The organism is Blastococcus sp. CT_GayMR20 (genome assembly GCF_004570345.1).
Genome location: NZ_SPQM01000032.1, coordinates 17,030 through 39,196, shown reverse-complemented (window position 1 = coordinate 39,196; position 22,167 = coordinate 17,030). Strand labels below are relative to the sequence as shown.

The window sequence follows — 22,167 nt, the reverse complement described above, 5'->3', positions numbered from 1 at the left end:
GCGGAGCGGCCGGTGGCGGTGCGGCCGCACCCGCAGGTGGCGCCGCGGCCCCGGTGGGCGGCGGTAATGCGTCCCAGCCCGGAACGGCTGCCGGATCCCCGGGAGGCGGCGGCGGGACGCAGCCGGCCCCAGGCGGTGGCGGGGGTTCCGGCCCGGCGCCGAGCGGCGGGGGCGGAGGAACCAAGCCCGCCCCCCAGCCCCAGCCACAGCCCCAGCCCGAGCCGGATCCCTGTCCCTGCGAGCAGATCGGCGACGTGCTCGAGGACCCCGTGGGCACGGTCGAGGACACCCTCGACCCGGTCGTCCCGAGCCTGCCCAACCCGCTCGGCTGACACCCGCCGGACGCGACCGCGTTAGGTTCGGGCCATGAGCGCCCGTCCCGACGTCTCCGAGATCTTCGACAGCGCGGCGTGGCAGCCCGTCGACGGCTTCGACTTCGCCGACATCACCTACCACCGCGCGGTGGACGCCGGCGTCGTCCGGATCGCCTTCGACCGGCCGGAGGTGCGCAACGCCTTCCGGCCGCAGTCGGTCGACGAGCTGATCACCGCGCTGGAGCACGCCCGGCTGTCCACCGACGTCGGCTGCGTGATCCTCACCGGCAACGGCCCCAGCCCGAAGGACGGCGGCTGGGCGTTCTGCTCCGGCGGCGACCAGCGCGTGCGTGGCAGGTACGGCTACGAGCACAGCGAGGGCTCGAGCGGGCGGCTGCACATCCTCGAGGCGCAGCGGCTGATCCGGTTCATGCCGAAGGTCGTCATCTGCGTCGTCACCGGGTGGGCCGCGGGTGGCGGGCACAGCCTGCACGTCGTCTCCGACCTGACCCTGGCCAGCGCCGAGCACGCGCGGTTCAAGCAGACCGACGCCGACGTGGGCAGCTTCGACGGCGGCTTCGGCTCGGCCTACCTGGCCCGCCAGGTCGGCCAGAAGTTCGCCCGTGAGATCTTCTTCCTGGGCGAGGAGTACACCGCGGCCGACGCGCACGCGATGGGCATGGTCAACCGCGTCGTCCCCCATGCGGAGCTGGAGGCGACCGCCCTGGACTGGGGCCGGCGGATCGTCGCGAAGAGCCCGACCGCCCAGCGGATGCTCAAGTACTCGTTCAACCTGATCGACGACGGCCTGGTCGGGCAGCAGCTCTTCGCGGGGGAGACCACCCGGCTGGCCTATATGGCGGAGGAGGCCGTGGAGGGCCGTGACGCCTTCTTGGAGAAGCGGGACCCTGATTTCTCTCGCTTCCCCTGGCATGTCTGACCGCACAAATGGCCATAAAGGCGGAATGACGAGGAGGTCCGCATGATCGTCGAGGTGGTGGGGGGCACGCAGGAGCGCCCGGAGGCACGGGTCGTCGACGTCGACAACCTCACGGCGCTGCACCTGGCCCTCGGAGAGGTCACCGACGACGAGGCCGCCGAGGTGCTGGAGCGCGCCGGGCTCGGCCGCTTCCAGGACAGCGACACCGTGCTCCTCGACGTCGCGGCGCTGCATGCGGCCGCCCAGCCGCGTGCTACCTCGGAGGACTGGCAGGCGCAGTGGGACGTGATGATCGCGAAGGCCCGCAGCAAGGGCTGGCTGTCGGAGGACGGGGCCACGGTGCGGGTGCACGTGGAAAGTGCAGCCGGGGCCTGATTGCCCCCGATGATGATAATCACCATTTTGTCGCCCTGATGACGAGGGGCATGCTCGTTGTCATTGTGGTGAATCCATCGACACGCCAGGATGTCGCGGTGCGTATGACCTCGCGTCACAAGATCCCCTCATGACCGGAACTCCTGGGCGCCCGCTCAGTTCGGAGCTGTCCGAGCAGCTGCTCTCCGTCGCCGTCGACATCCTCGCCGAGGAGGGCTGGGGCCGACTGAACAGCGACCGGATCGCCGCCCGCGCGCGGGCCGGCAAAGCGGGCATCTACCGGCGCTGGCCCACGATGGCTGCACTCGCGCGGCACGCGATCGGCCGGGTTGCCCTCGTCTCCCCACCGGACGACGGCGGCTCGCTGCGCGCGGACCTCCTTGCCCTCGCCGACCGCTGGACGCACCCGCTGGACCGCGAGGAGCGCGCGGCGGCGAGCATCGTCGGCGCCGCTCGGCACGAGGAGGAACTGCGGGCGGGTCTCGACGCCGCCCTCGTGCGTCCCCTCGCCGCGGCCGTCACGGAGATCGCCGAACGCGCGGAGGCGCGGGGCGAGCGGGTGGACCCGGACCGGATCGCGCTGCTCGGCTCGGTCCTCGAGGCGTTCTGGTGGCAGCGCTACACCGCAGCGGGGGACGGCGCGATGACACCGGCCCAGGTCGAGCAGGTGGTGGACGACGTCCTGACGCCCATCGCAGTGACCGCGGCGCGCACCGGCGGCTCGGTGCCGGCCTCCGTCTAGGACCGCTCAGCCCGCGCGGCGCACCGCCGGATGCGGCCAGCCGGTGATCCGTGGCCGCGGCGCCGGCCCCCGGGGCGTCATCTCCTCGAACCGCACGAGCACCTGCTCGGTGAGCAGGGCGACCGTCGCGGTCATCGCTGCGTCGTCGACGCTCTCGGTGAGGCGGCTGCGCTGCTCGATGACGAGCGCGCGGATCGCCGCCATCCAGACCGCCGCGGTCAGCGGTGCCATCAGGTGGGCCTCGCTGCCCCGGGCCCGCGGTTCGTCGTCGGCGAGCGCCTCGGACAGGGCCTGGCTCAACCGGCGGACGCACACGTGGTGCAGTTCGCGCTCGTACGCACTCAGGGCCGGGGAGGCCTCGAGGGTGGCGATCACCGCTCGGTGTGCGGGGTCGCGGAGCCAGTCCAGGTACTCGGTGACCGACGCCGTCAGGTGCTCCCGCAGCGCGCTCAGCGGAGGGACGCCTGCAGCACGCTCCCGAACCGCACGGGCGGCGGCGTCGACCCAGTCGGCCCGGCCGTCGAAGAACAGTTCTTCCTTCGTCGCGAAGTGGTTGAACACCGTCTGCACCGCGACGTCGGCCTCACGGGCGACGTCGGCGATGGTCACCGCGTCGAAGCCGCGGTCGCCGAACATCCGGTGGGCGACCGTCCGGATCGACTCCCGGGTCTGAGCCTTCTTCTGCGCGCGACGATCCTTGATCTCACTCACAGTGGCAGCATAACTACGACACGTGGTGATCGGCTCGTCGCCGGATCAGGTCCGGGAAGAGGCGGCCGCCGACCAGTCGTGGTGCACCGAGCGCGCCCAGGACTCCACCAGGACCGCCAGGTCGATGACGTCGAGATCAGCGGCGACATCGGCGATCGTCGTCCGCCAGGCTCCCGGTGGGCGGTCGACCACGGTGCTGGTGCCGTCGAGCGACACGCCGAGCCGGTCGAGGGCCGCCCGCAAGCGGGCCGGATCCCCCGCCACCGGGTGCTGCGCGTCATAGGCGTCGTCGGCCTGCCGCACGACCGTGGCGGCGGCCGCGTCGGCGGGTGCCTCCTCCCGCAGCCCGCGCAGTGTCACCTCGAACAGGCGGGCGCAGGACGCCGACGCCCCCGGGTGCACGGCCCCGCCGTCGGACACGGGCGCGAGCACGGCGCCGCAGCCGGGACAGACCTCGGACGACGGGAGGGCGGGCACCCGTCCGATGGTGCCGCACGCGTTCCGGGCGTGCGGACCGGGGGGAGGTGCCTGCTCGACCACTCCCTCGGCTGACGTCCGCGGAGGTTCGGAACCGGGCCGGCTGGGCAGCTCCGGGCGCATGGCCGAAGCGCGCATCGCCGTCCTCGACGTCGACGGGACCCTCGTCGACACCAACTACCAGCACGCCCTCGCCTGGTACCGGGCGTTCCGGTCGCTGGGCGAGACGTACCCGATCTGGCGGATCCACCGGCTGATCGGGATGGGCGGCGACCAGCTGGTCCGCGCGCTGGGCGGCGACGAGGTGGAGGAGCGGATCGGCGACGAGGCCCGCGAGCTGTGGGTCAAGGAGGCCGACCCGCTGCTGGGGGAGACGGCGCTGCTGCCCGGCGCCCGCGAGCTCATCGTGGCGCTCAAGGAGCGGGGGCACCGGGTGGTGCTCGCCAGCTCGGGAAAGCCGCACCACGTCGACCGGGCACTCGACCTGCTGGACGCCCGTGAGATCGCCGACGCGTGGACGACCAGCGAGGACGTCGAGGAGACCAAGCCGGCGCCGGACCTCCTGCAGGTGGCGCTGACGAAGCTCGGGGAACCCGTGGATGCCCCGAGCGTCGTGGTCGGGGATTCCGTCTACGACGTCGAGGCGGCCAAGAACGCAGGGATGCCGGCGATCGTCGTCCGGTCCGGTGGCTTCGGGGACGACGAGCTGCGCGACGCCGGCGCGGTCGCCATCTACGACACCCCGGCCGACCTCACGGCCGCGCTCGACGACACCGACCTCGCCTGACCCGTAGGTGCCTTTTCCCAGAAATGGCACCCTCCGCCAGGTGCCATTCCTCCGGAAATGGCACCTAGGAGGCGGCGGGACGGCCCCGGCCGAGGCGGCGGAGCAGCTCGGCGGGCTTGTCGGTGATGGCGACGTCGACGCCGAGCTCGCGCACGTAGTCCATGTCGGCGGCCCTGTTGACCGTCCAGACGTGGACCCCCTTGCCGGCCGCGTGGGCGTCGGCGACGAACTCGGGGTCGGACCGCAGGAGCCCGATGCCGGGGCCGACCGCGGTCGCCGTGCTCTGCAGCAGCTCGCGGCGGACCGGGCGCAGCCGCTTGCCGATGAGCTGCACGGTGGGCATGCCGGGGGCCAGGTCACGCATCCGGCGGACGGCGAGCTGCGAGAAGCTCATCATGCGCACGGCGGGCAGGCCGGCCCACTCGACGGGGCGGCCGTGGGCGAGCAGCCCGTAGCGGTGCAGGCAGTCGACGAGGGCCTCCTCGACCTTCTTCGCATGCCGGGTCGGGTGCTTGGTCTCGATCGCCAGGCGCACGGTGCCCGGGGTGGCCGTGACGTACTCCAGCAGCCGGTCGAGGGTGAGCACGAGGCCGTTCTCGACATCCGGTTCGTCGGTGACCGTGCGGATCTCGTCGTCGGCCCACCGGTCGGTCAGCCGTCGGCCGCGCCGGGGCCCGAACTGGAACTGCTCGAGCTCGGCCAGGGGCATGGCCGACACGACGCCTCGGCCGTTCGACGTGTGCCTGATGTGCCGGTCGTGCACGCAGACGAGGACACCGTCCCGGGTCATGCGCACGTCGCACTCGACGGCGTCCGCGCCGATCGCCGCGGCCTGGCGGTAGGCCGCCAGGGTGTGCTCGGCGGCTTCCGCGGTCGCGCCGCGGTGGGCGACGACCTCGGGAACGTTCACCGGGGTGCGAGGAGCGGAACGAGCGGCACCGGGTGATCTTCCCTTGACGGGCCGTGAGCGCGCGATCCGGGGTCGTCCGGAATCAGGGGGTCAGCCCACCATGCCGGCCTGCCGCATGCAGTACTCGCCGACCGTCGCCAACGGCGGGCGCTCGTCGACGGCGACCGCGCTGCTGCGGGGCACGAACCCGGTGCCGTCGTGGCGGAACTGGGTGAGCAGTCCGCTGGTGTCCAGCCGGTGGTGTCCGGGCCGCCCGCACTCCGCGCGGGCGAGCACGGTCGAGACCACCTGCCCGGCCATCTCGCCGAGCGCCTCCTGGCTCTGCGAGGTGTGCCGCCGCTGCCCGAGGTCGACCTGGGCGAGCGAGGACAGCCCGCCGAGGTGCAGCAGGTCGATCAGCAGCCCCACCTCGACGCCGTAGGCGGAGACGAACGGCACGAGCTCCAGCGCGGACCGCCGTCCCGCGTACTCACCGCCCAGCGGCTGGACGAAGCCGGCCAGCTCCGGCCACAGCGCGTTGAGCAGCGGCCGCGCGGTCAGCTCGGTCACCCGCCCCCCACCCGTCGGCTGCACGTTCCCGCCCACCTCCAGGGGCCGGGTGTAGCAGCCCTTCACGTACAGGACCTGCGGATCGTCGAGCAGCGGCCCGAGCAGGCCGGGCACGTAGTGGGCGACGTCGCCGATGAGGTCGGCGTCCAGGAACACGACGAGGTCGCCGGTCGTGACGGCGAGTGCTTTCCAGAGCGCCTCGCCCTTGCCCGGCCGGGTGCCGTGCGCGGGCAGCACGTCGGTGGTGGCGACGACGTCGGCGCCGGCAGCACGCGCGAGCGCCGCGGTGGCGTCGGTGGAGTCGGAGTCGACGACGAGCAGCTCGTCGACCAGCGGCACCCGGCGCATCCAGCGCTCCCGCAGGTCGGCGACCAGCCGGCCGACGGTCGCCTCCTCGTTCCGCGCGGGCAGGACGACGCTCACGCGGTGCCCGCCCCGGCGCTTGGCGCGCAGGAGGGCGTCGAGATCGATCTCGGCGAGAGAGGTGGCGGACGTCGTCCGGTGCTGGAACCAGGCGCGCGCGTCGGGTCTCATCAGCTCACTCTCGACCAGGAGGACGACGCCGGCCAGGAGGGCGCGGGGAGTTCACGCGTTCGTCACCGCCTCCTGGCCCAGGCGTTGCCCGGGAACTTGCGGATTCCTTGCGGATCCCGGGCGGGCAACCTGCGGTTCGCCGTCCAGAGTTCTCAGCGGGGGACGACCGCCGCCCATGACCGAGGAGAACTTCGTGACGATCCGCACCGACGCTGCCCTGACCCGCCGCGTCACCGGCGCGCGACTCGTCCTGTCCACCGCGGTCCTGGGCGGCGCACTCGCCCTCGCCGGCCTGGGCGCCTTCGGGGACCTGAACGACGCCGGGCACGGCACCGTCGGCACCGGCATCGGAACCGTCGAGCTGTCGGAGGCCGTCAGCACCCGGTAGGAACACGCCATGGCAGCCACGTTCACGTCCGTCGACGAGTACGTCACCTCGCTCCCGGAGGACGTCCGCCCCGTCATGGACCGGATCCGCGGACTCATCCGGTCCGTCGTGCCCGACGTCGGGGAGACCATCAGCTACAACATGCCGACGTTCGTCCTGGACGGACTGCCGCTGGTGCACGTGGCGGCCTGGAAGAAGCACATCGGGCTGTATCCGCTGCCGCCGATGGACGACGAGCTCGCCGCGGCGGTCGCGCCGTACCGGGCGGCCACCGACACGATGCAGCTGAGGTACGCCCGGCCGATCCCGTACGACCTGGTGCAGCGGGTCATCACGGTTCTCCTGCAGCGACGGATGGACGGCGTCCGCTGACCGTCGACGTGTCAGCCCCTGACGAGATCACCACGCGATGGCCCGAACGCGCGTAGCGTCGTCCTCAGCCGGTGCCGTTCAGAACAGAGCACAGCGGTCAGGCCTCGTCGGCCTGTGCGCGCGGTAGGCCGGCGAGGTCGCCCCTTGCGTGCGCGCGGCGGTCACGTTCGTCGCGGTCCCAGCGCGACTCGTAGAACCGCCGGCGGTTGTCCGCGGTGGGCCAGCCGTGCGCCCGGCCGTACTTCTGCACGGTGTTCGGTGCCAGACCCAGGTCGGCGACGGCTCGCACCGACGCCCCGTTCCGCAGCGCCCGGGCCACGGCCTGTTCCAGCGCGTCCCGCGCCCTCCGGACGCCGTCCAGGGCGTCCTGGATGCGCACGGCGTCGGCCTCGGTGACCGGGCGCTGATCGGGCACGTAGAGCAGGTTAGAACGGTCACGGACGGGGCGGCCAACCGAAGCCGGGGACGAGGCGGAATCCGATCCGACGAAAGTCCCTCGGCGAGGCGTATCCCGCGTAGGGTCTCATTTCGACGGCGTGCATCTCGACGCCCGACGTGCGTCAGACAGTGGCGCGCCGTGTGCGGGACCCAGATCGGGTCTCGCCGCCGAGGTCGCTCACCCCCGGTGCACCGTGCTCGGGAAGTCGGCCGCGATGACGAACGCACAGAACCAGGGACCGGCCACCCAGGCCCTCGAGGAGCTGGGCCGGCTCGCGCTGCGGGGCCACTCCGTCGAGAGCCTGCTCCAGCGGGTCGTCGACCTGACGAAGATGGCGATGCCGACCCCCGTCGAGGTCTCGATCTCCATCCTCGACCACAAGCCGCCGACGACCGCGGCGTTCACCGGGCAGCTCGCCCTCGACTGCGACGAGAGCCAGTACGGCCACGGCTACGGGCCCTGCCTGCACGCCGCCCGCACCGGCGAGGTCACCGAGATCGCCGATGCGCGCACGGAGACCCGCTGGCCGGACTACGCGAGGCGGGCCGCCGAGCGCGGCGCGCTGAGCTCGCTGTCGATCCCCCTGCCGGTGCACGAGAGCGTCCACGGCGCCTTGAACATCTACAGCCTCGAGGTGGACGGCTTCGACGCCGAGAGCCGGTCCGCGGCGAAGCGGTTCGCCCCCTACGCCGGTGTCGCCGTCTCGAACATGTACGCCTACCAGGACGCACGGGACCTGGCGGACAACCTGCAGACCGCCCTGGACTCCCGGGCGGTGATCGACCAGGCCAAGGGCATCCTCATGGAGCGGCACAAGCTCACCGCGGACCAGGCGTTCCAGGTGCTGGCCCGGCTCTCGATGCAGAACAACCGGAAGCTCCGCGACATCGCGGAGGAGCTGGTCACGACCGGGGTCCTCCCCGGCTCGAAACACCCGATGTGACGAACACCGTCCCCTGGGCGCGGCCCTCCGGCATGGCCAAGAATGTCGGCGTGGAGCGGGAACCGCGGACACTGCCGACCGTGCTGGGCTGGACCCTGGCCGGATTCCTGGGCCTGGTGATCGTGCTGGAGACCGTCGCCCTCACGGTCATGGCGGTCTTCGTCTCCGTGCCACTGGCGATCGCGGTACCGATCGTGGTCGCCGCCATCGCCCTGCTGATCGTCCGGTTCGCCCGCCGGTAGGCCTCAGCCGCGGGGCGCGCCGGCGCCGACGCGCTCCAGCGCCGTGCGGCTCTGCTCCCCCACGGCGGCCCCCTCACCGGTCGGCTCGGGGTGGCCCAGGTCGGTGAGCCAGCCGCGGAGCACCCGGTGCAGGTGCTCGGCCCCCACGATCTCGCCCGGTGCCGGCCACGAACGCGGGTGGGTCAGGAACCCGAGCTGCTGCGGACCGCCGAGCCCGCCGTGCGAGCCGACGTGCGGCTCGAAGGGCGACGCCTCGTCGGTGTCGGGGTCGTAGCGGCTGTTGAGGACGACGTCCGCGCAGTGCGGGAAGGCCGAGACGCGGGCGACGAGCGCGGCGGCGTGCTCGCCGTACGCGAGCAGCGGGTCCTCGCCGATCACGACGCCGGACGCCAGCCGGTGCACCCCGTCCCGCCCGAGGACGACGGGCCCGAACTCCTCGGAGTGCACGAGCAGGAAGCCCACACCGTCGTGGTCGACCAGGCCCGGCAGCAGGTCGGGCCAGTGCCGCTCGATCTCCTCCAGCGACACCCGGCCGGGGATGTCGGCGAAGGACACCATCGCGGTGTGGCCCGAGACGACGCAGACCACACCCGGCGCCACCCTCGGCACCTCGCCGGGCACGCCGGGCACGAGTTCGTGCTCGTGGTCGACCGCCTCGGCCCGCTCCACGCGCTGACGCAGCCGACGCGCGATCGGCCCGGCGCTCTCGCCCAGGGCAGCGGTGACCTGCCAGCCCTCCGCCGTCCGCCGGCTGTCCCTGGGTCCGGTGAGGTGCCGCTTCCGCGCCACGACGTCGGCGCCGCAGAGCCGCCCGACGAGTTCCTCGATCGACTCCCCGAACCGGTCGGCGAACGCCCAGCCCTGCGTCTGACCGTGGTCGGACAGGCAGACCAGGTGGTACGGCCGCGGCGCCAGCGCCGTGGCCCGGTACAGCCGGCCGATCTGCTGGTCGATGCTGCGGAGCACCTCGAGGCTGTCGAACCGCTCGAGGCCGGAGTGGTGGGCCACCTCGTCGTAGCCGAGGAAGTCGGCGTAGACGACCGGCCGGCCGGCCAGCATGTCCTCGAGCAGCGCCGAGACGACCACGTCGCGGGCGATCACCGTCGTGCCGGGGCGGGCCAGCGGGTAGATCCCGCCGCGGGAGACCCGGGGCCGGACGTCGGCCCGACGCTGCTGCGCGGCGGCCCGCAGCTCGCGGTAGATGTCGACGACCGAGACGCCGATCGTGCGCAGTGCGTTCACCGGGTTGGCGAAGTAGGCGTAGTAGCCGGCGCCGACCCGGTCGCGGCGGCGCATGCGCCGGGCTCGGGCCGGGACCACGTGGGACAGCGAGCTCATCGTGAGACTGACGTGCCGGGCGTCGCCGGTGAACAGGTTGCCGCGCCCCGCGCCGCCGCCGGCGAGCAGGCCGCGGCCGTCGGAGTGCCGGCGCTCGACCTCGACGGCGTCCGTGGGGTGGGAGACGCGGGTGACGTGGTCGCGGTCCTTCTCGTACCAGCGGAACCCGAGGATGTCGTAGTTGGAGCCCTGCAGGATCGCGCTGACGCTGGCACCGGTCTGCGAGCTCCAGTCGGTGTGCCAGGAGGTCAGGACGTGGCTGCCCGAGCGGAGCCAGGCGGCCAGGGTGGGCATCGACCCGTCCCGGACGGCACGCCGGGCGGTCTCGTAGGACAGCCCGTCGATCTGGAGGAACAGCACTCCGGGCGGGCTGGGCTCGGGGTAGCTGCCATTGCCGGCGCGGCGGCGGGCGCGGCGGAAGAAGACCTCGTCCTCGTTGACCGCCAGCGCGCTGTTGACGACGCCCGAGACCGCCGCCATCGACACGGCCACCACCACGGAGGTCGCGAAGCTGGTCACCTCGACGCCGGGGATCGCCATGAACACCGCGAGCACCCCGGCGCCCAGCAGCAGGAAGCCGCCGACGCCGAAGGTGAACAGGGCCAGGGGCAGGGCGACCCGCAGGACCAGCGGCCACACCCCGGCGGTGAGCAGGCCGAGCAGCAGAGCGGCGACGGGCGGCTGCCACCAGGAGCGCATCGCGAAGCCGGAGAGCCAGGAGTCGAGCGCGACGAGCGCACCGGTGGCGATCGCCCAGGTCAGCAGGACACGGGCGATCGTCCGGCCGGTCCGCAGGAGCCGGCCGTGGGCGGGGAACGCGGTCACGACGTCTCGCAGGGCTCGCGCTCGGGCGCCGTGGGTGCGGGCTTGCGGCGGCGCGCGCTCACGACGTTCAGGACGCCGCCGACGAGCAGCACGAGGAGGGTGGCGAGCAGGGTGGCCAGCAGCGGGGAGTCGAAGATCCCGCCGCTGACGACGCCGAGCAGCGCGTAGGCCAGCGCCCACAGGAAGGCGGCCAGGGCCGCGGCGGGCAGCAGCCGCCGCCACGGGTAGGCCAGAGCCCCCGCGGCGAGGAGGACGGGGATCCGCCCCGCCGGCAGCAGCCGGCCGGCGACGATGATCTGCCAGCCGTGCCGGCGGAACTGGTCGCGCACCTCGTCGATCCGCTCGGGGTGCTGACCGCGCGCCACCCAGCGCACGGCGGACGGCCCGCCGAACCGGCAGACGGCGAAGGTGATCAGGTCGCCGGTCAGCGCCGCGAGGGTGGCGACCAGGAGCACCAGCGGCAGGCCGAGGGTGTCCGTCGTCATCGCGAACGCGGCCCCGGCGCCGACCACGGCACCGGTGGGCACGATCGGGATGACGGAGCCCAGCAGCACCAGGCCGAAGAGCAGCGGATAGCCGACCACCGACTCGCCCTCCCAGACCGCTGCGAGCCAGTCGGTGCTCATGCCGCCGCCGCGGGCGACAGGGACACGCGGTTGCCGGGCGGGGTGACGACGACGCGGGTGCCGAGCCCGCGGGCGGCCACCTCGGTGGCGAACGAGTGCGGGGGGTCGACCAGCAGCCGGCGCATGCGCCCGCGCAACGGCGAGGGCAGGTGCGCCATGCCGGCGAGCGCGAGCGTGCCCCAGTGCACGGGGACGGCGAACCGCGGCCGGATGCGGGCGACGGCCTCCGCGGCACTCACGGGGTCGAGGTGGCCCGGCCCGAGCGTCGGCCCCCAGCCCCACACGGGCAGCAGGGCGACGTCGACCGCGCGCTCCGCGAGCACGGCCATGCCGTCGAAGAGCCCGGTGTCGCCACTGGCGTAGACGGTCACGCCGCCGCCCTCGAGCAGGTAGCCGAGCGACTCGGTGGCCGGCCCGTGCGTGGAGCGCGGGCCCCAGCGGTGGCCGCTGTGCTCGGCGCGGACGGCGGTGATGCGCAGGTCGCCGTCCCGGATCGTCTCGCCGGCCGACAGCTCGCCGACGTGCGGGAAGCCGCGCCCGCGCAGCCAGTCGCCGGCGCCGCGGGGCACCAGGATCCGGGTGTCCGGGCCGACGGTGCGCAGCGACGGGATGTGCAGGTGGTCGCCGTGCAGGTGGCTGATCAGGACGAGGTCGACGCCCGCCCAGGTGGCAGGGTCGGGCAGCGGCACGACGCGGCGCAGCAGGCCGACGGTGCGGGCGAGCAGGGGGTCGGTGAGCACGGTGCGCCCGGCCAGCTCGACGCGGACGGTCGAGTGGCCCAGGAAGTGGATCTCCGGGCTCGCCACGCGGCCAGTATTCGCCCGGGTGGCGACAGTTCCCAGCGGTTTGCCCCCGTGTGGGGGACGCCCCAGGCGGAAATGGGGGAGAACCCTGACCCCCTCCGGTAGATGATCGACTCGGTGGGGGTGCCGAGAGGATCAGGCGGCGGGGACGGGGTCCACGCCGGGCAGCAGGGCCGCGACCGCGTCGACCGGCAGGTCGTGCGGCTGCAGGCGGCCGTGCAGCAGCTGGACGCCGGCGGCCAGCACCGACGTGCGCGCCTCGGGCGTGCTCACGCCGCCGGCGATGGTGAGCAGGTCGAAGCTCGCCGTCGTCCGGACGATCGCGGCCAGCACCTGCAGGGCGCGGCCGGTGTCGTCACGGGTGGCGAGCGCGGCCAGGTCGACCCGCACCATGTCCAGCGAGATGCGGGCGAGCAGCGCGAAGAGGCTGTGGCCCATGCCGTAGTTGTCCAGGCAGAGGCGCACGCCCGTGCTGCGGGTGGCCTCCAGCTCGGGCACGAGTGCGGCCGAGGCGGTCAGCAGCGTCTCCTCGGTGAAGGAGATGGTCAGCCTCGACGGGTGGAGGTCGGCGGCGTCGAGCGCGTCGGCGATCTCGGCGGCGAGGCGGTCGGGGAAGACGTGGCCGGCCGGCAGGCTGACCGCGACACCGATCCGGTCGTCGGCCAGGCCGGCGACCTCGAGGCAGGCCTGCCGCAGCAGCCAGCGCTGGAGCGCGGCCGAGCGGCCCTGCCGCTCGGCCGCCGTCCACAGCTCCATGCCGCGAACCGTGCCGTGCTCTGCGTGCTGCCAGATCGGGACGGCGTGCAGCAGGAGGATGCGGCCGTCGGCGTCGCAGGCCGCGTCGAAGCGCACCTGGAGCACGCCCTCGTCGACGACCGCGGCGAGGTCGCCGTCCGGGACGACGACGGCCGGGGAGGACCGGTGGTGGGCGAGCCGGACGCAGCCCTTGCCGGCCTGCTTGGCCGCACGCAGCGCCTCGTCGGCCTCCCGGAAGGCGAGCTGGCCCCCGGCGGGGCTCAGCGGGGCGACGCCGACGCTGGCGCCGACGGCGAAGGCCCAGTCGCTGGTGCGGTGCGGCAGCCCGAGGGCGTCCACCACGCGCTGGGCGACGTCCTCGGCCTCGACCATCGAGCCGGTGACGAGGACGGCGAACTCGTCGCCGCCGAGTCGGGCGACGAGGTCGTCCTCGCGGACGACGGTGTTGAGGCGGCGGGCCACCTCGACCAGCAGTTGGTCACCGGCCTCGTGGCCGGCGACGTCGTTCACGGCCTTGAAGCCGTCGAGGTCGAGCACCAGGAGGCAGCGCTCGTCCAGGGACGGCGCGGCCAGCTCCTGGAACAGGTGCGCGCGGTTGGGCAGCGCGGTGAGGTGGTCGGTGTAGGCCATGCGCTCCAGTTCGCGCTCGCGGCGACGGCGCTTGGTGACGTCCCGCAGGTAGAGCACCCGTCGTCCGCTGCCCGGCCGCTCGGTCGAGGTGGCCTCGAGCTCGCGCGACGTGCCGTCCGACGTCCGCACGCGGAAGTGCATGGCCGGACCCTCGCCGGCGGGGACGAGCGTGGCCTCGCGGACGTGCTCGCGGTCGGCCGGGTCGACGAGGTCCAGCAGGCCGATCTCCGCGTCGTTGTCGCCGGCCAGCCCGAGGAGGCGGCGGGCGGCCGGCGACGTGAAGAGCAGGTTGAAGTCGGCGTCCATGATCGCGATGCCGTCGGAGCTGGACTGGATGAGGTCGCGGAAGTCCTCCTCGCTGCGGACGAGGTCCTCGGTGACCCGGCCGTCCTCGCGGATCCGCAGCACCAGGCGCAACCCCATGAGACCGAAGACGACCGCGCACCCGACCTCGGCGCCGGCGGAGAGCGCCTGGTCCTGCCACAGGCTCACGCCGATGGTCACGGGCAGGCTGAGCGTGGCGGCGAGCACCAGCAGGATGCCCAGCGGGGTCACCTGGGGAGCGGCCGCGCGGGCGCTGGTGTCGGAGAACCGGGTGGGGGCGAAACCCGCGGCGACCACGACGGTCACCAGGCCGAGGGCGACGGAGACGTCGGAGCCGGCCGTCCACAGCCAGGACGGCGAGATGATCGCCATGGCCTCGAAGCAGGCGGCCGCACCCTGGCAGGCGACGGCGCCGATCATGATGCTGACCGAGCGGCGCAGCGCCGCGGTGGAGACGGTGCACAGCGCCCCCGCCCCGCCGAGCATGACGGCCGCATAGCCGCCGTAGGCGAGGACGAGCGAGCGCAGGTCGTCGGGCGCATCGACGGGGTTGATCAGGGGGGTGCGGAGCACCTCTGTCACGACGAGCAGCGCGGTCGTGATGACCGCGCCGTCGACGAGCAGGGCCGGCCAGCGCGTCCGGCTGACCCGGCGGGCGAGCAGTGCGCACGTGGCCAGCGGGGTGGAGGCGCCCGCGAGCAGCAGGACGTCGTCGGCACCGAAGCCGTCGAACTCCGGGCCGGGGAAGAAGCCGGCCAGGAACTGGCCGGTCATGAACATGAGGATGCCGACGGTCATGAACCGCCACGGGCGGGCGGCCTGCGGGGTCATGCGCCGGGTCAGCCGGAACAGCGTCCACGCGGAGCTGGCGGCGACGGTGCCCAGGACGAGCTCGTCCCACTGCATGCCGGTGCCGTCCGGAGCGCTGAAGGGCACGGCGAACGCCAGGCCGATCAGGGCCAGGGGCACGGTCCAGCGGACCTCGCGCGGAATGCTGCGGAGAGCGGTCATGACGGCATCGCGGGGGATTCTGCCCGGACGGACGCAGAAGTGGTGGTTTCCGTGGCCGGCAGTTCGACCCAGGCCTCCCAGGCGCCGTCGGCCAGCTGCTCGGCCTCGAGCGGCCGGGCGAAGACGTAGCCCTGCAGGTAGCGGTGGCCCATGTCGCGCAGCAGGTTGAGCACGGTGGGATTGGTGACGCCCTCGACGATGACGGGCAGGCCGAGGCTGGAACCCAGCTGCAGGACCGCGCGGCACATCGCCCGGCGGGCCGGGTCGTGCTCCACGTTGGCCAGGAAGTACTGGTCCATCTTCAGGACGTCGACCGGCATCCCGACCAGGTAGGCCAGCGACGACCAGCCGGTGCCGAAGTCGTCGACGGCGATGCGGACGCCGAGCTGACGCAGGACGGTGAGGTCCTCGATGACGTGGGAGTCGTCGAGCAGCACCGACTCGGTGATCTCGACGATCAGCCGGCTGGCCGGCAGGCCGCTGGTCTCCAGGGCGCTGATGACGTCGGGGACGAGCTCGCCGCTGCGCACCTGGCGAGCGGAGACGTTGACGGCGACGCTGAGGTCGGTGTCGCCCAGGTCGGCGATCGTCGTGCACGCCTCGCGCAGCACCCAGCGGCCGAGCTCGGTGATGAGCGGCGACTCCTCGGCCAGGGGCACGAACTCGGTGGGGGAGACGTCGCCGAACAGCGGGTGCCGCCAGCGCAGCAGCGCCTCGACGGAGACGGTGCGCTGCATGACGACGTCCACGACCGGCTGGAAGGCCAGGCGCAGCTCGCCGCGGTCGAGGGCCCCGTCGAGGTCGGCGCGCAGAGCCGTGCGGCGGTCCTGCTCGACGCGCAGCGCGTCGTCGTAGCGGTGCACCGAGCCGGCGCCGGCGATGCGGGCGCTGCGGAGGGCGAGGTCGCCGCGGCGCAGCGCCTCACCGGTGTCGACGTCGTCGGCCAGGGCGGTGACGCCGGCGACGGCGGTGAGCCGGACGGGTCCGAGGGTGGTGGGGACAGGACCGACGGCGGCCACCAGACGGGCCGCGACGGTCTCGGCCTCGGCGATCGTGCCGGTGACGAGGACGACGAAGTCGCCGTCCTTGCCGCGGGCCAGCCAGTCCTCGCCGCGGAGGGCGCGGGTCAGCCGGGCCGTGAGCCCGCGCAGGACGTCGTCCTCCGTGCCGACGGGCAGGATGTCGGCGCCCATGCCGTCGATGCCGATGAGGGCGAGGGCGAACGCGCTGCCGGTCTCGCGCTGCACGGCGCCGAGCCGGCGCACGAGGGCGGCGCGGTTGGGCAGCCCGGTCACCGCGTCGGTGAGGGAGAACTCGGTCAGCTCGGGGTCGATGCCGGGTGCGGGCACCCGGGAGGACACGTCGCGGCAGTACAGGACGAGCGCTCCGACGTCGGGGTCGGAGCGCAGGTCGCGGACAGTGGCCTGGATGAGTCGCCAGCGGCCGTCGGCGTGCTTCACACGGGCGGTGCGGACGGCGAAGTCGTCGGCCGCGCTGGGCGGACCGTTCAGCGCGACCGCCAGCGAGGCGCGGTCGTCGGGGTGGACCGCGTCGATGAGCGGCATGCCCAGGGCGCCGGCCGGGTCCAGGCCGAGGAGGTCGGCGACGGCCTGGGAGACGAAGGTGACGCGGAGGGCCTCGTCGACGATGACCACCGGGTCGACGCTGCTCTTCACGAGGGTGCGGAACGAGGACTGGCTGCGGTGCAGGTCGACGGCCAGCGCGCGCTGACGGCGGAGGAGCACGAACTGGGCGCCGGTGAAGCCGACCAGTGAGGCTGCGGCGATCACCGCGCCCGCGGTGGTGTCGACGCGCACGGCCAGGAGACCACCCAGCACGGCGACGACGGCGACGACCACTCCGCTGGCAGCAACGAGCCCGGCGCGCCCGTTCCGGGGCACGACCGGGAATGCAGCCGCTGGCTGCCCCAGGACGGGGGCGGTGGTCACCTCGTCTTGATCGGTTCCCCGGGCGTGCTGCTGCAGCACCGTTACGGAGCTGTCACCTTTTCGGGTGACCGGCCCGGCCGCGTCTGTTTCCGGAACTTCGCCGACTGCGCGCGTGATCCGGGCAGCGGCGGGTATCGCGGACGTCACGCTCTGCAGCACGGGGGCAGACAGGCGTCCTCCCTCCGGTCCGGTGTCGTCCGCCGGCCGGGGTCGGCGGGCGGACTGCTGAGCAGCTCGGGACGGCGCTGTGGGGAGAGAGCATGAGCGCGCGGCAGCACGGCCGGCACCGGTCACCGGACGACGTAGGACACGCAGGACAGCACCGGGCGGCGGGCGAGGGGAGGCACCGCCCTCCGCAGGAGCTCCGGCCCGACGTAGTCGCGACCCAGGAGGTCGCGGTCTCGGGGCTGTGGGGAGCGACCGGGGCGCTCGCCGCCGCCGCACTGGCGGTCATCGTGTTCACCGGGACCCAGGAGCCGGGGAACCTGTTGGCGCTACCGCCGTACGACTACGGACCGGCGGAGCCATCGCCGCGTGATCCGGGCGTGTCCAGGAGCGGCGCGGGCGACATCGCCGAGGTCGGCCGACGGTTCTCACCGGACAGCGGCGGAATCGGCGACAGCTGGGGCATCAGCTCGTGGCTCGCGGCGGCGCAGCAGGCCGGCGGGGTGTCGGCAGCACAGGCGGCTGGAGGCAGGACGGCGATCGTCGGTCCCGCGGTGCCTGCGGGTGGCGTGGCCGCCGGGCCTCTGGTCGCACCGTCCTGGCCGCCGGCAGCTCCGGGGGACGCCGGCGGCACCGCGTCCCCGCCGTCGGCCGGCTCGGCGGGCTCCCCGGCGGCGCCGCCGGCGTCCGGGTCAGCGCCCGGCGCCCCGTCTTCCGGCGGCGATCAGCCACCGACGTCGGGAGGGCCGGATCCGGCTCCGGAGTCACCGGCGGCGCCCGGACCCGTACTCGAACCGGTGACGCGTGCTGTCGAGCCGGTGGTCGAGGCGTCCGAACCCGTGGCCGGGCCGGTGGTCCGCGCGACGGAGCCGGTGGTGGAGGCGGCCGACCCGGTGCCGGCGCCGGTCGAGCAGGCAGCCGACGCGGTCGTGGCACCGATCACCGAGACCGCAGAAGGGGTGACGGCACCGGTGCTCGGCCCGGTGACGGAGGGCCTCACGGGGGCACTGCCGGGCTGACGAACGGTCCCGCCCGGGTCTCGGGTCTCCGGGACGCCCAGGAGCACCATGTCTCGGCCAGGATGCGCTCATGGTCGCTGCGCTCGCGCTCGTCGGGCTGGTGCTGGCCGCCGGTCTGTCCGGGCGGTCCGGCGGTACGGGCGCGGCGGTGCTGGCCGGGGTGTCCGTGCTCTGGCTGCTGGTGAACAAGCCCATGGAGGGGCCGGTCCTGCTCACGGTCGGTCCGGGCCACGGGCTCACCGGCGCCGATCTGGCCGGTCTCACCGGCCTGGCGCTCGCGGCCTTCCGCTGGAGCACCCTCCGGCGGACCCGCCGGCCAGGCTGACCGCCGCCGGTCGGGTCAGCGACGTCCGGAGGACTTCGTGTTGCCCCGCTGCCGGTTCGGGTGACGGACCGAGGCGTGCGGATCGACGCGGCGTTCCGGCGGCGGGCGGTCGGCCAGGGGAGACGGGACCGCCGGTGCACCGCCCACGTCCGCGACGACGTTCGGCTCCGGCTCCTCACCCGCTCCGCCGGTGAGGAGGGCGTCCGCGATCGGCTGGAGCGCTGCCGTGACCCGCCGGGCGACGTCCTTGTGGATGCGCATGCTCCGACCGATCGGATCGGGCACGTCGTCGAGCTTGTTGACCGGCCGCCTGGCCCGGCAGTCCTGGAGGCGCGTCGCCAGCTCGGCGCCCCGGTGCGCGAGGGGTACCTGGTCCAGGCCGGTGAGGTCGGCCTGGCGGACGAGATCGGAGGCCTCGATCAGGGTGAAGGTCCGCCGCATCGTGCGGGGCGCGAGGGCGAGGGCGGTCGTGCGGTGCCGGCACGTCATGGCGAGGACGAGGTCGGACTCCTCCGCCAGCGTGCGGTCGAAGGTCCTGGTGCGGAACCCCTCGGAGTCCAGGCCGGCGCGCGTGAGGATCTTGGCGGTGTGCCGGTCCATCGGCAGGTCGGGCCGTGTCTCCAGTCCGGCGCTGGCCACGGACACCGTGGCGGCCAGTTCGGGGCCGAGGGTGTCGGTCACCCGGGCGCGCAGGATTCGTTCGGCCAGGGGCGACCGGCACATGTTGCCGGTGCAGACGAAGAGGACGCGCACGGCGGCACCGTAGGGGCTGCCGGGACCCGCGGGCGGGGGCCCGGCGCGGCTGGAGCGCCGCGCGGCGAGCCATTGCTGTCGGGTCGGCATCGGTCACCAACGGTCAAGCCCTGCTCCGAGGTCGCGTGCCGGACGTGCCTCCGTTCCGAGGCCATGCGCACAACGACGCCCTGCCGTCACACAGAGTGATGAGCCCGGAATGTGACTTTCCCCAGATGAGTGACCCGTCCGAGCGGAAGTGGGTTCCGGTGCCTCCCGGGGTCGGTTACGGTCCGTGAAGTTCCGCGCAGCAGTTGCCGGACAGGTGGAGCGACGGGGTCAGATGTCTGAGTTTCGGATGAAGCGGGCGGTGCCGGCTCTTCCGGGCCCCGGGAGCAGCACGAACCGACCGCCCGTCGCGCGCCGGATGCCGCGCGTCCGCGCGTGGACCGCGGCTGTGCTCACCGCCCTGCTCGCGGTCGGCACCCTGGTGCTGGCCACGACGGCGTCCGCGGCGCCCTGCTCCGGCGGCACGGTGAACGTCGTCGCGCACCCCGACGACGACCTCTTCTTCATCAACCCGGCCATCGCGAAGGACATCCAGGCCGGCAGGTGCAGCACGACCGTCTTCCTGACCTCCGGGGACGGCGGGGGCCCCAACGCGTACTTCCAGAGCCGGGAGAGCGGCATCCGCGCCGCCTACGCCACCATGGCCGGCGTCGCCAACACCTGGACGACCTCGAGCCAGACCCTCGCCGGCCACAGCATCACCACGCTCTCCCTGGCGGCCAGGCCGACGGTCGGTGTGGTCTTCATGCGCCTTCCGGACGGGATGCCCGACGGAAGTGGCACGTCCCGGTCCGGCTTCGCCACGCTGCAGAAGCTCAACACCGGGCAGATCCCGTCCATCAGCACGGTCGTGACACCGACCGAGACCTACACCCGCGCCAACCTGGTGCAGACCCTGGGCGCGCTGCTCGCGGCGGCGGCACCCTCGGTCGTCCGGACGCTGAACGACGTGCACGAGTACGGGACCGGCGACCACAGCGACCACCTGACCGTGGCGCGCCTGACCGTCGAGGCCCGGAACGCATCCGTCCCCACGGCCTCCATCACCGGCTACTACGGCTACCAGGTCACCGGCCTCCCGACCAACGTGACCGGCGCCGACCTCACCGCCAAGATCAACGCCTTCAACGCCTATGCGCCGTTCGACTCCGGCATGTGCAGTTCCTACTCGGTGTGCCAGTCGCAGGGCCGGACCGAGGCGCTCTGGATCCCGCGCAATCACGCCGTGAGCCAGCGGGCCGGATCCGCGCCACCCACCGGAGGGCAGAACGTCGCGCCGTCGGCGACCGTCACCGCGTCGTCGGAGAACCCCGCGGACGGTCAGCAGGCGATCAAGGCCGTCGACGGCACGGTGGACGGCTGGCCGGGCAACTACCAGGCGGAGTGGGCCACCACCGGCGGCGGCGCAGGCAGCTGGCTGCAGCTGGGCTGGGTCGCGCCGGTCCGGCTGGACCGCGTGGTCCTCCACGACCGCCCCAACGCCAGCGACCAGGTCACCGGGGGCACCCTGACCTTCTCGGACGGCTCCACCGTGGCCGTGCCGGCACTGGACAACGGCGGCGCCGCAGTCACGGTCGCCTTCCCGGCGCGGACGACGTCGTCGGTGCGCTTCACGGCGACGTCGGTCAGCGGCACGACCGGGAACGTCGGGCTCGCGGAGTTCCAGGCGTGGACGTCGGCCACGACCACGACGGCGCCCACGACCACCCCACCCGCCACGACCACCACCCCGCCCCCGACGACCACGCCCCCGACGACGACGCCGCCGCCGAGCACGACGAACCTCGCGCCGACCGCGACGGTGGACGCCTCGGGCGAGAACGTCGAGACCGGCCAGCTGGCGATCAAGGCCGTCGACGGGGTGGTCGACGGGTGGCCGGGGAACTACGAGCGCGAGTGGGCCGAGCCCGAGGGCGGCGCAGGGACGTGGCTGGAGCTCGGCTGGGCGGCCCCCGTCCAGCTCGCGCGGGTCGTCCTGCACGACCGGCCGAACACCAGCGACCAGGTCACCGGGGCGACGCTGAGGTTCTCGGACGGCTCGACGGTCGCGGTGCCGTCGCTCGACAACGCAGGTGCCGCGGTGACGGTCACGTTCCCGGCCCGGACGACGACGAGCCTCCGGATCACGTTCACGTCCGTGAGCGCATCGACGGCCAACGCCGGCCTGTCCGAGCTCCAGGCCTTCGCGCCGGCGACGACGACCACCACGACCACCACCACGACGACGACGCCGACCACGACGACGCCGCCCACGACCACGACGCCGCCGACGACGACCACGCCGCCGACCACGACCACGCCACCGAGCACCACCACGACGACCACCACCACGACGACCACGTCGACGCCGCCGACGACCACCTCGTCGCCGCCGGTCACGACCAACCTGGCGTCGTCGGCCGCGGTGACGGCGTCCTCCCAGAACACCGGGACGGGGCAGCTGGCGACGAAGGCGGTGGACGGCATCGTCGCCGGCTACCCGGCGAACACCACGGCCGAGTGGGCGACCAGCGGCGGCCGGGCCGGGAGCTGGCTCCAGCTGGCCTGGACGGGCGCGGTCAGCGTGGGCAGGGTCGTGCTCTACGACCGGCCGAACGCCAGTGACCAGGTGCTCACGGCCACGCTGACGTTCTCGGACGGGTCCACCGTCACCGTGCCGGCGCTCGACAACGCCGGTGCCGGCACGACCGTCACGTTCCCGGCGCGTTCGACGACGAGCCTGCGGCTGACGATCACGTCGGTCAGCGGGACGACCCAGAACGTGGGACTGGCCGAGCTCCAGGCGTACGGCGCATGACGGCCCTGACCGGGTCCGGCGCCACCTCGATCGACAGCAGGACCGCTTCCTCTCCCCGGGATGCGGCACGGGAAG

General features: G+C 73.6%; 23 protein-coding genes. 11 read left to right on the top strand and 12 right to left on the bottom strand.

What is annotated here, in order from left to right:
* Positions 1-335: hypothetical protein (locus E4P40_RS29320; protein ID WP_209305252.1), on the bottom strand; the 335-nt coding region annotated here is incomplete at its 3' end.
* 31 nt (positions 336-366) lie between these two features.
* Here E4P40_RS29320 and E4P40_RS10120 point away from each other — a divergent pair.
* The 3 genes from E4P40_RS10120 (at position 367) to E4P40_RS10110 (ending at position 2,371) form a co-directional block, all read left to right on the top strand.
* Positions 367-1,254, top strand: coding sequence for a 1,4-dihydroxy-2-naphthoyl-CoA synthase (locus E4P40_RS10120; RefSeq protein WP_135158511.1), 888 nt, complete (start codon positions 367-369; stop codon positions 1,252-1,254).
* A 42-nt stretch (positions 1,255-1,296) separates the two neighbouring features.
* The gene (locus E4P40_RS10115) at positions 1,297-1,629 is read left to right on the top strand and encodes a hypothetical protein (protein ID WP_135158510.1); all 333 of its coding nucleotides are present in this window, start codon (positions 1,297-1,299) and stop codon (positions 1,627-1,629) included.
* A gap of 130 nt (positions 1,630-1,759) precedes the next feature.
* Positions 1,760-2,371, top strand: a complete 612-nt coding sequence (locus E4P40_RS10110; protein WP_135158509.1) for a TetR-like C-terminal domain-containing protein — start codon at positions 1,760-1,762, stop codon at positions 2,369-2,371.
* Between the two features lie 6 nt (positions 2,372-2,377).
* Here the strand turns inward: E4P40_RS10110 and E4P40_RS10105 are convergent, their stop codons facing one another.
* Both E4P40_RS10105 and E4P40_RS10100 read right to left on the bottom strand, forming a co-directional pair.
* Positions 2,378-3,082 (bottom strand): TetR/AcrR family transcriptional regulator, encoded by a 705-nt coding sequence (locus E4P40_RS10105; RefSeq protein ID WP_209305251.1) that lies wholly within the window; start codon positions 3,080-3,082, stop codon positions 2,378-2,380.
* A gap of 45 nt (positions 3,083-3,127) precedes the next feature.
* Positions 3,128-3,559, bottom strand: a complete 432-nt coding sequence (locus E4P40_RS10100; RefSeq protein ID WP_135158508.1) for a DUF5946 family protein — start codon at positions 3,557-3,559, stop codon at positions 3,128-3,130.
* A 121-nt stretch (positions 3,560-3,680) separates the two neighbouring features.
* On the opposite strand from E4P40_RS10100, the gene E4P40_RS10095 reads away from it, so the two are divergent.
* A complete protein-coding gene (locus tag E4P40_RS10095; RefSeq protein ID WP_135158507.1) occupies positions 3,681-4,346 on the top strand; it encodes an HAD family hydrolase in 666 nt (221 codons plus the stop codon).
* 64 nt (positions 4,347-4,410) lie between these two features.
* On the opposite strand, the gene E4P40_RS10090 is transcribed toward E4P40_RS10095, so the two are convergent.
* Positions 4,411-5,256 carry a glycerophosphodiester phosphodiesterase family protein gene (locus E4P40_RS10090; protein ID WP_135158506.1) on the bottom strand — a complete coding sequence of 282 codons (846 nt, stop codon included), beginning with the start codon at positions 5,254-5,256 and terminating at the stop codon, positions 4,411-4,413.
* Between the two features lie 90 nt (positions 5,257-5,346).
* A complete protein-coding gene (locus E4P40_RS10085) occupies positions 5,347-6,339 on the bottom strand; it encodes a glucosyl-3-phosphoglycerate synthase (protein ID WP_135158505.1) in 993 nt (330 codons plus the stop codon).
* A 175-nt stretch (positions 6,340-6,514) separates the two neighbouring features.
* On the opposite strand from E4P40_RS10085, the gene E4P40_RS10080 reads away from it, so the two are divergent.
* Positions 6,515-6,727, top strand: a complete 213-nt coding sequence (locus tag E4P40_RS10080) for a hypothetical protein (RefSeq protein WP_135158504.1) — start codon at positions 6,515-6,517, stop codon at positions 6,725-6,727.
* Between the two features lie 9 nt (positions 6,728-6,736).
* Entirely contained in the window at positions 6,737-7,099 is a 363-nt protein-coding gene (locus E4P40_RS10075) for a DUF1801 domain-containing protein (RefSeq protein ID WP_135158503.1), read from the top strand.
* Positions 7,100-7,196: 97 nt separating this feature from the next.
* Here E4P40_RS10075 and E4P40_RS10070 read toward each other — a convergent pair whose 3' ends face one another.
* Entirely contained in the window at positions 7,197-7,514 is a 318-nt protein-coding gene (locus E4P40_RS10070) for a hypothetical protein (protein WP_135158502.1), read from the bottom strand.
* Positions 7,515-7,752: 238 nt separating this feature from the next.
* On the opposite strand from E4P40_RS10070, the gene E4P40_RS10065 reads away from it, so the two are divergent.
* Positions 7,753-8,481, top strand: a complete 729-nt coding sequence (locus E4P40_RS10065) for a GAF and ANTAR domain-containing protein (protein WP_135158501.1) — start codon at positions 7,753-7,755, stop codon at positions 8,479-8,481.
* Complete coding sequence (locus E4P40_RS10060; RefSeq protein ID WP_135158500.1) at positions 8,478-8,723, top strand: hypothetical protein; 246 nt, start codon at positions 8,478-8,480, stop codon at positions 8,721-8,723. The genes E4P40_RS10065 and E4P40_RS10060 overlap by 4 nt, the downstream gene beginning before the upstream one ends.
* 3 nt (positions 8,724-8,726) lie before the next feature.
* Here the strand turns inward: E4P40_RS10060 and E4P40_RS10055 are convergent, their stop codons facing one another.
* The 5 genes from E4P40_RS10055 to E4P40_RS10035 form a co-directional block, all read right to left on the bottom strand.
* Positions 8,727-10,886: a phage holin family protein gene (locus tag E4P40_RS10055; RefSeq protein ID WP_135158499.1), complete on the bottom strand. Its 2,160-nt coding sequence runs from the start codon at positions 10,884-10,886 to the stop codon at positions 8,727-8,729.
* Complete coding sequence (locus E4P40_RS10050; RefSeq protein ID WP_135158498.1) at positions 10,883-11,512, bottom strand: VTT domain-containing protein; 630 nt, start codon at positions 11,510-11,512, stop codon at positions 10,883-10,885. The genes E4P40_RS10055 and E4P40_RS10050 overlap by 4 nt, the downstream gene beginning before the upstream one ends.
* Entirely contained in the window at positions 11,509-12,318 is an 810-nt protein-coding gene (locus tag E4P40_RS10045) for an MBL fold metallo-hydrolase (protein ID WP_135158497.1), read from the bottom strand. The genes E4P40_RS10050 and E4P40_RS10045 overlap by 4 nt, the downstream gene beginning before the upstream one ends.
* Before the next feature lie 132 nt (positions 12,319-12,450).
* On the bottom strand, positions 12,451-15,036 hold the full coding sequence (locus E4P40_RS10040) for a diguanylate cyclase (protein WP_135158496.1): 2,586 nt from the start codon (positions 15,034-15,036) through the stop codon (positions 12,451-12,453).
* Complete coding sequence (locus E4P40_RS10035; RefSeq protein WP_167762178.1) at positions 15,033-16,985, bottom strand: GGDEF domain-containing phosphodiesterase; 1,953 nt, start codon at positions 16,983-16,985, stop codon at positions 15,033-15,035. Before E4P40_RS10035 ends, E4P40_RS10040 begins: the two co-directional genes overlap by 4 nt.
* A gap of 260 nt (positions 16,986-17,245) precedes the next feature.
* Here E4P40_RS10035 and E4P40_RS28040 point away from each other — a divergent pair, with 260 nt between their 5' ends.
* Both E4P40_RS28040 and E4P40_RS10025 read left to right on the top strand, forming a co-directional pair.
* Entirely contained in the window at positions 17,246-18,169 is a 924-nt protein-coding gene (locus E4P40_RS28040; RefSeq protein WP_167762177.1) for a hypothetical protein, read from the top strand.
* A 70-nt stretch (positions 18,170-18,239) separates the two neighbouring features.
* Positions 18,240-18,494 (top strand): hypothetical protein, encoded by a 255-nt coding sequence (locus E4P40_RS10025; protein ID WP_135158493.1) that lies wholly within the window; start codon positions 18,240-18,242, stop codon positions 18,492-18,494.
* A gap of 15 nt (positions 18,495-18,509) precedes the next feature.
* Here E4P40_RS10025 and E4P40_RS10020 read toward each other — a convergent pair whose 3' ends face one another.
* Positions 18,510-19,247, bottom strand: coding sequence for a hypothetical protein (locus E4P40_RS10020; RefSeq protein ID WP_167762176.1), 738 nt, complete (start codon positions 19,245-19,247; stop codon positions 18,510-18,512).
* Between the two features lie 436 nt (positions 19,248-19,683).
* Here E4P40_RS10020 and E4P40_RS28530 point away from each other — a divergent pair, with 436 nt between their 5' ends.
* On the top strand, positions 19,684-22,092 hold the full coding sequence (locus E4P40_RS28530; RefSeq protein WP_209305250.1) for a discoidin domain-containing protein: 2,409 nt from the start codon (positions 19,684-19,686) through the stop codon (positions 22,090-22,092).
* Positions 22,093-22,167 lie beyond the last annotated feature (75 nt).

Bases quoted from the DNA above. Each gene is read 5' to 3' on its own strand.
- E4P40_RS10095 (WP_135158507.1), top strand. From the start codon at position 3,681: ATGGCCGAAGCGCGCATCGCCGTCCTCGACGTCGACGGGACCCTCGTC.
- E4P40_RS10050 (WP_135158498.1), bottom strand. From the start codon at position 11,512: ATGAGCACCGACTGGCTCGCAGCGGTCTGGGAGGGCGAGTCGGTGGTC.
- E4P40_RS10080 (WP_135158504.1), top strand. From the start codon at position 6,515: ATGACCGAGGAGAACTTCGTGACGATCCGCACCGACGCTGCCCTGACC.
- E4P40_RS10065 (WP_135158501.1), top strand. From the start codon at position 7,753: ATGACGAACGCACAGAACCAGGGACCGGCCACCCAGGCCCTCGAGGAG.
- E4P40_RS10085 (WP_135158505.1), bottom strand. From the start codon at position 6,339: ATGAGACCCGACGCGCGCGCCTGGTTCCAGCACCGGACGACGTCCGCC.
- E4P40_RS28040 (WP_167762177.1), top strand. From the start codon at position 17,246: ATGAGCGCGCGGCAGCACGGCCGGCACCGGTCACCGGACGACGTAGGA.
- E4P40_RS10115 (WP_135158510.1), top strand. From the start codon at position 1,297: ATGATCGTCGAGGTGGTGGGGGGCACGCAGGAGCGCCCGGAGGCACGG.
- E4P40_RS10025 (WP_135158493.1), top strand. From the start codon at position 18,240: ATGGTCGCTGCGCTCGCGCTCGTCGGGCTGGTGCTGGCCGCCGGTCTG.
- E4P40_RS10075 (WP_135158503.1), top strand. From the start codon at position 6,737: ATGGCAGCCACGTTCACGTCCGTCGACGAGTACGTCACCTCGCTCCCG.
- E4P40_RS10110 (WP_135158509.1), top strand. From the start codon at position 1,760: ATGACCGGAACTCCTGGGCGCCCGCTCAGTTCGGAGCTGTCCGAGCAG.
- E4P40_RS10040 (WP_135158496.1), bottom strand. From the start codon at position 15,036: ATGACCGCTCTCCGCAGCATTCCGCGCGAGGTCCGCTGGACCGTGCCC.
- E4P40_RS10120 (WP_135158511.1), top strand. From the start codon at position 367: ATGAGCGCCCGTCCCGACGTCTCCGAGATCTTCGACAGCGCGGCGTGG.